8 protein-coding genes are annotated in these 10,931 nt (G+C 65.7%); 1 reads left to right on the top strand and 7 read right to left on the bottom strand.

Going from position 1 to position 10,931, the window contains the following annotated elements; genetic code table 11:
* On the top strand, nt 1-213 hold a 213-nt coding region (locus ABLE93_RS05360; protein WP_348838423.1), incomplete at its 5' end, for an integrase core domain-containing protein.
* Nucleotides 214-305: 92 nt separating this feature from the next.
* Here the strand turns inward: ABLE93_RS05360 and ABLE93_RS05355 are convergent.
* From ABLE93_RS05355 to ABLE93_RS05325, 7 genes are all read right to left on the bottom strand, one after another.
* On the bottom strand, nt 306-1,604 hold the full coding sequence (locus ABLE93_RS05355) for an HlyD family type I secretion periplasmic adaptor subunit (protein WP_348838421.1): 1,299 nt from the start codon (nt 1,602-1,604) through the stop codon (nt 306-308).
* Between the two features lie 20 nt (nt 1,605-1,624).
* Complete coding sequence (locus tag ABLE93_RS05350; RefSeq protein WP_348838420.1) at nt 1,625-3,391, bottom strand: type I secretion system permease/ATPase; 1,767 nt, start codon at nt 3,389-3,391, stop codon at nt 1,625-1,627.
* Nucleotides 3,392-3,583: 192 nt separating this feature from the next.
* Complete coding sequence (locus tag ABLE93_RS05345) at nt 3,584-6,526, bottom strand: VCBS domain-containing protein (protein ID WP_348838418.1); 2,943 nt, start codon at nt 6,524-6,526, stop codon at nt 3,584-3,586.
* Nucleotides 6,527-6,906: 380 nt separating this feature from the next.
* Nucleotides 6,907-7,872 (bottom strand): TRAP transporter substrate-binding protein, encoded by a 966-nt coding sequence (locus tag ABLE93_RS05340; RefSeq protein WP_348838416.1) that lies wholly within the window; start codon nt 7,870-7,872, stop codon nt 6,907-6,909.
* A 73-nt stretch (nt 7,873-7,945) separates the two neighbouring features.
* Nucleotides 7,946-9,094 carry a mandelate racemase/muconate lactonizing enzyme family protein gene (locus tag ABLE93_RS05335; protein ID WP_348838415.1) on the bottom strand — a complete coding sequence of 383 codons (1,149 nt, stop codon included), beginning with the start codon at nt 9,092-9,094 and terminating at the stop codon, nt 7,946-7,948.
* 28 nt (nt 9,095-9,122) lie between these two features.
* On the bottom strand, nt 9,123-10,409 hold the full coding sequence (locus ABLE93_RS05330) for a TRAP transporter large permease (protein ID WP_348838414.1): 1,287 nt from the start codon (nt 10,407-10,409) through the stop codon (nt 9,123-9,125).
* A complete protein-coding gene (locus ABLE93_RS05325) occupies nt 10,406-10,918 on the bottom strand; it encodes a TRAP transporter small permease (RefSeq protein WP_348838412.1) in 513 nt (170 codons plus the stop codon). Before ABLE93_RS05325 ends, ABLE93_RS05330 begins: the two co-directional genes overlap by 4 nt.
* Nucleotides 10,919-10,931 lie beyond the last annotated feature (13 nt).

Below are 10,931 nucleotides of genomic sequence, written 5' to 3'. Positions count from 1 at the left end.
GCCAGAGCCGCCTTGAGCGTGTGGCGGTCCGATTACAATGGATCGCGGCCCCACTCCGGCCTCGGCTGGCAGACCCCGTCCGCCTTCGCCGCCACCTTCCACCCGCGACGGGATCTGCCGCTGCGCCTAGCCAGAAGCTCCGCGCCAGACCCCGCCGCTCACACCGCCGAACAGGCCAAACCCCACCGCCAGAGCGAACTCACCGCTGGATAGAAGTTGGGGGCAACGTCATCTTCGTCCATCGGACCACTCGATGTCTGAGACCTCTTCTCGGACCTTCGAGACTAGCCGAGCGGAGGAGGCCATCAATCGTGGCGGAAGGCGCGCATCAGCTGGTCTTCCACCGGCTTCACCAGATAGGCCAGCGCGGTGCGGCTGCCGGTGCGGATGAAGGCCTCCACGGGCATGCCAGGCACCAGAGCCTTGCCGGCCAGCCGGGCGCGCTCCCTCTCTCTGAGGGCGACCCGCACCAGATAGAAGGGCTGGCCGCTTTGGGCATTGTGCGAGAGGTCCGGGGAGATCCGCCGCAGCTCGCCCTCCACCTGCGGCGTAGTCGCGCTGTCGAAGGCGGTGAAGCGCAAGGTCACGTCCTGGCCCACCTTCAGGCGATCGATCATTTGGGGGTCGACGCGCGCTTCCACGACGAAACCGTCGTCTTCCGGCACGATCAGCATGATCTGCTCGCCGGCGGCGACGACGCCGCCCACCGTATGCACCGCGTTCTCATGCACATAGCCGCTGGCCGGGGCGCGCACGTCGATCCGCTGGAGCTGGTCAACAGCCGCGACCCGACGCTCCACGAGGTCGGCGAGCTTCGTCTCCGTGTCCCGTAGCTCGGCCGCCACCTCCCGGCGCTGGTCCTGGCCGAGCTGGAGGATCTGCAGCTCCGTCTCGGCGATGCGGCCGCGGGCGCGCGCCACCTCCGCCACGAGCTGGCCGGCCTCGCCCGAAAGCCGGGCCGCTTCGCGTTCCAGGCTTGTCAGACGTGACAACGCCACGAGATTAGCCTTGAAAAGCTTGCGCACGCCATCAAGCTCGACCTCGATGATGCGGATCTGCTCCTGCTTGGAGGCGATCTGACTTTGGAGCCCGCGGATCTCCTCCCGCGTCTGTTCCATGCGCTCGCGCAGCTGGGCGGTCTGGCCGTCAAGCGCGTTGCGGCGGGAATTGAACAGTGTGGTCTCGCCCGCAACAATGGAGGCGAAGGCAGTATCCTCCTTCTGCGCCGGCTCATTCGGCACGTCGAGCGCATCGCGGCCGTCGCGCTCTGCCTCCAGGCGGGCCTTGCGGACGCGTAACTGGTTGAGCTGATTGTCCACCATGGCAAGGCTCGCGCGGGCGGTGGTCGCATCGAGGCGCAGGACGATGTCCCCGACCTTCACGAGGTCCCCGTCATTGACGCGGACCTCGGCCACCACGCCGCCAGCGGGATGCTGGACGCGCCGCACGTTGCTCTCCACCACCACCTGGCCCGAAGCGATCACGGCGCCGGCCAGCGGCGCGGTAGTGGCCCAGATGCCGGCGGTGCCCAGGAGAAGCGCGAGGGTGCAGAGGCCGACCAGAGCTGCGCGTCCGATATCGTGGTGCGGATCTAAGCGCGACATCTTCCCCCTTTCGCCCGACATCAGGCCCGCTCCGCCACGATGCGAGGCTTCGGCGGCTTTTCTTCCGCATGGCCCGAACGGCCGGCGAGCGCCCGCTTCAGGACTTCGTCACGGGGGCCGAAGGCCTGTACTCGGCCGGCCACCACCACGAGCACCAGATCCGTCATTGCCAAGGCGGCCGGCCTGTGGGCGATGACCACGCATATGCCGCCGCGCGCCTTAACGCCCTGGATGGCGGCCACCAGTGCGGCTTCACCCTCGGCGTCAAGGCTGGCATTGGGCTCGTCGAGAACCACGAGGAAGGGGTCGCCGTAGAGCGCCCGGGCGAGGGCGAGACGCTGGCGCTGACCGCCCGACAGAATGCCGCCGCCCTCGCCGATACGCGTGCCAAACCCCTCCGGCAGACGCAGGATCATCTCGTAAGCCCCGGCTGCGCGCGCCGCGGCCCGCACGGCCTCGTCCGTGGCTGCGGGATCGAACCGGGCGATGGTCTCGGCCACGGTGCCGTCGAAGAGCTCCACGTCCTGCGGAAGGTAGCCGAGCATCGCGCCCCGGACGTCTTCCGGCCACTGATCGAGGGTGGCGCCGTCCAGGCGCAGCTCGCCATGTGCGGGCGGCCACACGCCCACCAGCACGCGGGCGAGCGAAGACTTGCCGGACGCGGAAGGCCCGACGATGCCCAGCACCTGCCCCGCCTCCATCGCGAAACTCACCTGCGAGAGCACGGCGGTGGTCGCGCCCGGCGCCGCCACCGTCACATGGTCCAGCGTCAGCCGATGGCGGGCTCGTTCTGGTGCGACCGCCAGGGTGGCACTGCGGGGAATGGCCAGCGCTTGGCGCAAGCGCTGCCAGGCCTGCCGCGCCGCGAGGAAGGGGCGCCAGGAGGAGATCGCCAGCTCTACCGGCGCCAGCGCCCGGCTGGCGATGACCGAGGACGCGATCATGACGCCGGACGAGGCCTGACCTTCGATGACGAGCCAAGCGCCGGCCCCCAGCATTCCCGACTGCAGCATGAAGCGCAGCACCTTGGAAATGGCACCGAGACCGCCGGAGATGTCCGCTGCATGCTGCTGGGCGGCAACCGCTGCGTCACCGTACAGATCAAGCCGGGCGATCAGGCGCTGGGTCAGCCCAAGCGCCGCCACCACCTCGCCATTGCGCCGCGCCTGCTCCAGAAGCGCGCTGCGGGCCGCTCCCGCGCGGCCGGCTTCCTCCACCCGGTGGCGCGTCCGCATCTCGGTGAGGAACGTGAGCGCCACCAGCAAGGTGGCGCCCACCACGAGAATGCTGCCGAGGACCGGATGAAGCAGAAAGCACGCTCCCACATAGAGCGGGATCCACGGCAGATCGAAGAGCGCCATGGGTCCGACGCCGGACAGGAAGATGCGGACCGCATCGAGATCGCGGGCCAGCATGGTCCCGCCGTCGCCGCGGCGCACGGCGGCACCCTTCAGAATGGTACGCGCGACCTCGCCCGAAAGCGATTGGTCGAGGGCCACTCCGATGCGGCCGAGAATGCGTTGCCGCAAGGCATCGAACAGCCCCTGGACCGCATAGACCATTGCCACCGCGATGGTGAGGGCCACTAGCGTCGGCACACTGCGCGACGGAAGCACCCGGTCGTACACCTGCAGCATGTAGAGCGAGCCGGCGAGCATCAGCACGTTGACCACCGCGGAGAAGATCGCCACGGCGAGAAAGGCCTGGCGACAGGTGGACAGCGCGCGGGAAGGCAAATCCTTGTCAGAGGACCTGCCTGTCCTGCGCTTGCCGGGTCCGCGGTTCATGGTGCTCGTCGGTCGCAAAGCGCTGCCTGATCGTGCGCCGCGTTCGGACACGACGCAATTTGCCGCTTCCTTTTAACTGCAATCATCGCACATGCCTCCCCACACGGCATCGATGCCCGCCTTAACCGGTCGTTTGCTCCGGCCTGCGGTGCAGCTTGATCGAGCCCAGTCTCTGAGCAGTCCGCCTTCACCCTAGATGAGGGAATGACCGCCGTCGGAATTGCCGTGGAGAGCGTCCCACAGGTGCGCCGCAACAGATTCCGCCCCACCTTCGAGGATGTGGTGCGCGGTCGCCGTCGTGCTGGTCCCTTGGTCCGAGACATGGTTCCCGAGGGTGTCCAGCAGGTCAACGAGTTCGGTCCGCAGCTGGGCCGCGATCTGCCCCGGATCCGCGACGTCGCCGGTGTGCCAGGCTGGACCGTCAAAGGCGCCTGCGGACCCGTTCTGATGAGCGGCTGCCAGCGCTGCGAAACGCTTTTCCAGAACATCAAAGAGCCCGGAAAGCCCTTCGTCCACCCCGGACAGGCTGGCCGCCACGGACGCCCAGAGGTCAGGCGTCCCCACGCGCGCCTGTGTGGTCTCCGCCGAGGCGAAAGCGAGAGTTGCGATCGCGGGCGAGTCGTCGCCGTCGCCCGCGCCGGTCAAGGTGACCGTCACGTTCTGGGCGACGGTGCCGCCATGGTGGTCGTCGAGGGTCAGCACGAAGCTCTCGACCTTGGTCTCGCCAGCGGCGAGCGGCTCCACCTTGGCCTCGTCCACCACATAGGACCACACCACGCCGCCGGTGCCGTTGATGTCGCTCACGATCTTCGCCGTGAGCGTGCCCAGCGCGTCGGCAGGCGCCGCAACGCTAACAGTGTGGGTGTCGGAGGCATCGGCATCAGCGAAATAGTACGTGCCGGCGGCGTTGAGGGTCTTGTGCGCAGGGTCCTCGGTGAGTGTCGCGTTGGTGACGGAGGACGTCGGGACCGGCGCGATGAAGATGTCGCTCGCATTGTTGGTGTCGTTGGCGACGAGGTTGGTCGCCTTGGACGTGAAGATGACGTGCGCGCCGTCGGGTGTAAAAACAGGGCTGCTGCTGGCGTCGTTGGCGTAAGATGTTATGGGGGTTAATTCGCCGGTCTGAAGGTCCGCGACAATAATGTTGACCACGCCGCCGGCGTTGCCGGGTAAAGTCGATTCCGAGGAAGCGAAGACGATCTTCGTGCCGTCGGCCGAGAAGGAGAAGGTGTCGCTGACAACCCCGTCGTTCGGCAGGACCCCGCCGGGTGAACTCACGCAGGTGATTTCGCCGGTCTGAAGATCCTTCACATAGAGATGGGTGCCCCACATCTCGCCCCCCGGAACGACGGAGCTTTCGTTTGACATGAATGCGATCTTTGTGCCGTCCGGAGAAAAAATGGGACGCACTTCGTGGGCGCTCGCGGCGGATACAAAAGTCACATCGCCAGTCGTCAGATCTTTGATGAATACGCACATGCTACCGCCAACAACATTGGGCCCAAATTCATTGCCAAATGCTACGAAGGCGATCTTGGTCCCATCCTGGGAGAAGGCAGGATTGTAGCCATTTGTGGGCGTGAAGGCTCCAGGCTCGTTGATCGATACCTGGGTGGTAGCGCCTGTGACCAGATCTTTCACATACAGGCCGCTGCCGTTGGTGTCTCCAGCCAGGTCTCGCGCGCCGGATTCGAAGGCAACTTTGGTTCCGTCGGGCGAAAAGACCGGCCTCCCACTCCAAGCGTTTATCTCAGCACCAGACGAGTCAGTCGAAATCCGGGTAATGGCGCCCGTGTCAAGGTCTTTCACAAAAACATCGTCGGTCGCGTTCGTGTCACCCGGCACGAGGTTGGACGCAGTCGAGACGAATGCCACTTTGCGGCCATCCGGCGAGAATGAGACGTCCACCGTTGCGGTAATTTGAGGCGTATTCGCGTTGCTGGCGATTCCCGAGGCGTTCGCCGAAACCAGCACAACTGCGCCGGAGGAGAGGTCCTTGATGAATACCTGTTTCTGGCCTGCGTTGACGCCGGGGGCAAGATTGGCGGCGTATGAGGCGAAGGCCACCGCCGTGCCATCACCGGAGATCGCCGGGTCGAAGCTCGAGCCGGAGCCGTGCTCGCCTGCCGCACCGACCGAAATGAGAGCGATGCCACTCGCCGGGCTGCCAGACAGGAGTGTCGGCGCCTGATTCTCGAAGGCGAGAGCAACATGCGTACTGACTGCGCTCTTCTCCGCATCGGTGACGGTGAAGGTCACTCCGTCCGGAGTGGTCGGCGCGCCCGGCGCGGTCGACCGATAGGCGACCTGCTCCATCAGCGCGCTCATCTGCGCATCGGAGATGGCAACGTTGCCCTTGAAGGTGAAGGCGAGGTCGTGGCCCGACACCCCATTGGCTGAAACCGTCCCGACGGGGCGTCCGTCGAGATACAGCTTGGTGCCCGTGATGCTGAACGGGCCGTTTGCCAGATAAAGCTCATCCGTAGCAGTTGCGCTGTCGAGATGAACGGCAAGCTTGCCGCCTTTGAAGCCCGTTCCATCGGGATTTGCCACATGTGCGTCGCCATCGATGATCACGCCGTCCGCTGCGCTGGTCGGAGGGTGAGACGATACGGGGCCGAGGCCGGAGACGACCGGCGCATCGTTCCCCGCCTTCACCTTGAGCTGCATCGTCGCGGACGTTGAGGTGTGCTCGGCGTCGGTGGCGGTGAATGTGAGCGCGTGGGCGGCTTTGGAAGGGGCGTTGCCCGCACTGGAATAGGCGATGGCCCGCGCAAGAGCCGTCGCTGCATCATCGCTTACAGGCTGGTCGAAGCTGACCGTAAGTGCGGAGCCGTTCTGCCCGAACTCGGTTTCAGTGCCGATCCGCACTCCGTTGTAGAAGACAGAGGTCGTGCCGCTGCCGGCATCCGTCTCGACCGTAATGCCTCCGACCTCGGCAATGGAAAGCCTATCGTCCGGGCCTGCGCTCGCCAACTTTACGCTGAGCGCACCGCCCTCGAAGCCGGTGCCGTCAGGGTTCTTCAGCGTGACATTCGAATCCAGCACCACGGGTCCTGCATTCACCGTGTTCTCTGCCAAAGTCTTGTTCCGGTCGAAAGCGCCAAAGGTGGGGGTCGACTTCCTTGCGGCCATTGCTGCAACTTCCCTGACAAGTGATGCAAGCATGAGTAGCGCCTGCCTATGTCATGATCCAGCCTGCGATAGAGCTTTCCGCGGCAATAATTAGGAGAGAGCGGCCGAATTTATGCTTCACCTAAGGGCACGTGACGTATGGGAAGCACGCCTTCTACACCGAATGGCTCGGCCTGCCGGTGCCGGAGCGGGCGGCAGCCTGAGATCAGTTAGGCCTTCGGACTCCGGTCCGAAGGCCCATTGTTGCTTTCCATCAACCTGAGACCGGCGGCCGGACGCGCGCCATCGCCATGACCCTCATGGGTGCAGGGATGAGGCGCGCCGCCCTTTGCCAGAACGCCCCCCGGCTGATGGACCCTGAAAGCGCTGTCAGGCGCGGGCTACTTGGTGTCGCGGATCGCGTCGATCGTCTTCTGACCGAAGCGCTTGGCGAAATCGGCATAAGCGGGCTCGATGAGGGCGACGAACGGAGCCTTGTCCACCTCGTTGATCTCCATGCCTGCACTTCGAAGCGTTTCGACGCCGGTCGCCTCGAGCTTCTCCACTTCGGCGCGCTGGGCGCTGATCGCCTTGGCAACGCCCGCCTCGATGATCTTCTTGTCCTCGGCGCTGAGCTTGTTCCACACGGTCGGCGCCATGAGGATGGCGGTCGGTGCATACACGTGGCCGGTCAGGGCGAGGTACTTCTGAACTTGGAAGAATTTTGCGGTGATGACGTTCGAGAGCGGGTTTTCCTCGCCATCGACCACGCCCTGCTGGAGCGCGGCGTAGAGCTCGGGCCAGGCGATCGGTGTCGGGCGCGCGCCGAGCTGGCTGAATGCCCGGACGTGGATCGGGTTTTCCATCGTGCGGATCGACATGCCGGAAATGTCGGCGGGCGCCTTCACCACGCGCTTGTTGTTGGTGAGGTGGCGAAATCCGTTTTCGCCGTAGCCGAGGCCGACAAGGTTCTGCGCCGCGAACTTCTTGAGTATGTCCTGTCCGACTGGGCCGTCGACAACTGCGCGGGCGTGGGCGGTGTCGCGGAACAGGAAGGGAATGTCGAACACCAGAACCTCCGGCGCGAAATTGCCGACCACCGAAGTGCTGGTCATCGCCATGTCGATGGTGCCGAGCTGCACGCTCTCGATGATTTCCCGCTCACCGCCGAGGGAACCGCCGGGAAAGATGTCGACCTTGATGCGGCCGTCGGAGTCCTTCTCGACAGACTGCTTGAACGCCGTCGCCGCCGCGCCGAAATGGCTGCCCATGGGATTGACGAAGGCATATTTCAGTTTGGTCGTCTGCGCATCCGCCGAGGTCGCAGCGAAGGCGAGCAGCGCGGCGCCGATAAGCCAGTTCTTCATCGAAAGTCTCCGGGTTGACTGTGTCGGGGGAGGGACGTCGGTTTGCTCGGGTGAAGGAGGAGCGACGCCGCGGTCAGGCCACGCGGTAGCGCTCGACAATGTCGAGATCGGGCTCGATACCGAGGCCGGGCGCGCGGGGAACCGGCAGGCGGCCGTTCACGGGCAGGGTGGCGCCGCCGTAGATCTCAGCCTCGAAGTCGCAGTACAGCCGCTCCAGCATGGGTACCGAGCGCTGCGCGCCGCAGATGTGCAGCGTCGCCAGCTGGCCGGGGCCGAACAGGGCGCAGTGCGGCACGAACTCGATGGCGCTCGCCTCGCAGAACGCGGCGATCTTCAAAAGTTCGCTCACGCCGCCGGTCTTGGCCACGTCGGGCTGCGCGATGTCGATGGCCCCGGCATCGACCATGGCGACGAAGTCATGAAGCGAGCCGGCATTCTCGCCGGCGGCGATACGGTGCCGGCGGGACTGCCGGACGCGGGCAAGGCCGCGATAATTGTCCGGCGGCCAGATGGGCTCTTCAAGCCACATCAGCCCGAGGCCGGCGAGGCGGGCATCCATGACCAAGGCCTCGGCGACCGACCACGGGCAGTTGACGTCCAGCATGACCTGCGCGTTCGTGCCGGCGGCCTCGCAGGCTGCAGCGATCTCGGGATAGGTGATCTCGTGCAGCTTGATGAAGCGGTAGCCCTCGTCGATGGCGCGCTGGGTGGCGCGGGCCACGCCCTCCTGCGTGCCGTAGCGCAGCAGGCTGGCATAGACCTCCACGTCCTCCGCGAAGGTCCCGCCGAGCAGGTCGACCAGCGGTCGGCCGGCCGCCTTGGCGGCGATGTCCCACAGGGCGATGTCGATGGCCGAGATGCCGTACATGGTCGGGCCGACCCGCCCGAAATTCTGCATCCCGAATTCCAGCTTGAACTTGATGCGCGAGATTGCGGCGGCATCCTCGCCGAGGACGAGCGGGAAAAGCCGCGTTTCGATCAGGACGCGCAGCGAAACGTCTTCGTTGCGCGAGAACGCCTCACCCCAGCCGACCAGTCCTGTGTCGGTTTCCAGCCGCACGAACAGCGTGTCGAAATTGTTGCGCGGCGCGCTGGTGAACGCCCAGACCGGCTTGGCATCACTCTGGAACGGCACGGAGGCGAGAATGCACTCCGCCTTGACGATGCGTCCAGCCGCGCTTTGCGAAGGGCGGTCGAGCTTCAGGGTTGGGGCGAGATTCACGTCAGTCTCCGTTTCGAAGGAAATAGCGTCACCGCGCGCCGAGAAAGTCCGGCAGGGCGAGCGTCAGGGCGGGAATGAGGGTGATGAGCCCCAGCACGACCAGCTGCAGGGCGAGGATCGGGTAGATCTCGCGGTTGAGCTCCGACATCCGGACCTTGGCCACCATGCCGGTGACCGCCAGCAGGCTGCCGACCGGCGGCGTGATCATGCCGAGGTTGAGATTGATGATGACCACGATGGCGAAGTGGGTCGGATCGATGCCGAGGGTGGCGGCCATGGGGGCGAGGATGGGCGCCAGCACCAGCACGCCCGGAAGCGGCTCGATGAAGATGCCGAAGATCAGCAGGAAGACGTTGACCGCCAGCAGGAAGGCGAGCTTCGACAGGCCGAGCGAGCCGATCCACTCAGTCATCATCTGCGGCACCTGGGCGTAGGTGAGCAGCCAGGCGAAGGCCATGGAGGCGGAGATGATCAGCAGCACCGCGGCCGTCATGAACGCCGAGCGGGCGAGGATGTCCGGGATCATCGACCAAGTGAGCGTGCGGTAGATGAACATCCCGCACAGGAGGGCGTAGAACACCGCGATGACGGAGGCCTCCGTCGGGGTGAACGCGCCACTGTGCACGCCCACGACAATGAGCAGCGGGAGCATCAGCGCCGGAATGGCGCGCCAGCTGGCGGCGAGGCCCTGCCGCCAGGTCGGCGGCACGCCGTCGTCGCGGAAGTTGCGGCGCCGGCTGACGTAGCCATTGTAGCCGAGCAGCGCGCCGGAAATGAGCAGCCCAGGCAGCACGCCGGCCACGAACAGGCGCGGGACCGAGACCGCATCGTCCTGTAGGGCATACAGGATCATGATGATGGAAGGCGGGATGATGGGTCCCACCAGCGAGGCGCTGGCCGTCAAGGCCGCCGCATAGGGCAGCGGATATCCCGAGCGGCCCATCATGCGGATGAGCAGGGCACCGGGCCCGGCCGCGTCGGCGACCGCCGAGCCGCTGATCCCCGAGAAAAAAGTGATGGTGAGGACGTTGGTATAGCCGAGACCGCCGCGCTTGTGGCCGACGAAAAGCGAAGCAAATCGAAGCAGAACTTCCGCCAGCGAACCGCTCGACATCAATTCCGCGGCCAGCAGAAAGAAGGGAATCGCCATCAGCGGAAAGCTGTCCAGGCCGGCGATCATCTTCTGCGCGACGATGATCGCCGTCAGATCCCCGGCGTGGGTGGCTGTCAGTGTTGCCAGCACGATCGCGAAGCCGATTGGCACGCCGATGACCAGCAGGCCGCTCAGCGCGGCAAACATGACGAGGGAGATCATGCCGCCGCTGCCTTTTCGGGATCGAGGTCGTCGGAGGTTTCGAACGTGCCCTGCCTTACGAAGCCGACCGCAATCATCGCGAGATGCCAGAGGGTCAGCGTGAAGCCGACCGGCGCAGCGAGCGCGACCACGGCGAAGGGGACACCGAGGACCGGCGTCGTCTGGTGCCACGAGCGCCCCACATAGGACCAGCCGGCATAAGCGACCCAGATGCAGGTGGCGGCCACCAGAACCACCACGACGAGGCGCAGCAGCTTGCGCGCAACGGGCGGGGCAAGCTCGGCCAGTGAATCCACGGCGACATGGCCCCCGACGCGCAGAACCGGACCCATCCCGACGAGGGCGAGCCAGATCATCGCATAGCGGCTGAGTTCCTCCGCCCAAACCAGCGCCCCTACGGACAAATAGCGGAGCATCACGCTGGTGAAGACCATGACCGCCATCGCGCCGAGAATGAGAATCATGAGCCACCGGTTGAGGAAGAGAAGGGCGGCGTCCGCCTGATGCACGCGGCGCCAGCCT

The organism is Xanthobacter pollutisoli, from assembly GCF_040044995.1.
Taxonomy (GTDB): domain Bacteria; phylum Pseudomonadota; class Alphaproteobacteria; order Rhizobiales; family Xanthobacteraceae; genus Xanthobacter.
The sequence above is the reverse complement of the archived record's forward strand: the minus strand, read 5'-3'. Positions and strand labels throughout refer to the sequence as shown.

Bases quoted from the DNA above. Each gene is read 5' to 3' on its own strand.
- ABLE93_RS05355 (WP_348838421.1), bottom strand. From the start codon at position 1,604: ATGTCGCGCTTAGATCCGCACCACGATATCGGACGCGCAGCTCTGGTC.
- ABLE93_RS05350 (WP_348838420.1), bottom strand. From the start codon at position 3,391: ATGAACCGCGGACCCGGCAAGCGCAGGACAGGCAGGTCCTCTGACAAG.
- ABLE93_RS05345 (WP_348838418.1), bottom strand. From the start codon at position 6,526: ATGGCCGCAAGGAAGTCGACCCCCACCTTTGGCGCTTTCGACCGGAAC.
- ABLE93_RS05340 (WP_348838416.1), bottom strand. From the start codon at position 7,872: ATGAAGAACTGGCTTATCGGCGCCGCGCTGCTCGCCTTCGCTGCGACC.
- ABLE93_RS05330 (WP_348838414.1), bottom strand. From the start codon at position 10,409: ATGATCTCCCTCGTCATGTTTGCCGCGCTGAGCGGCCTGCTGGTCATC.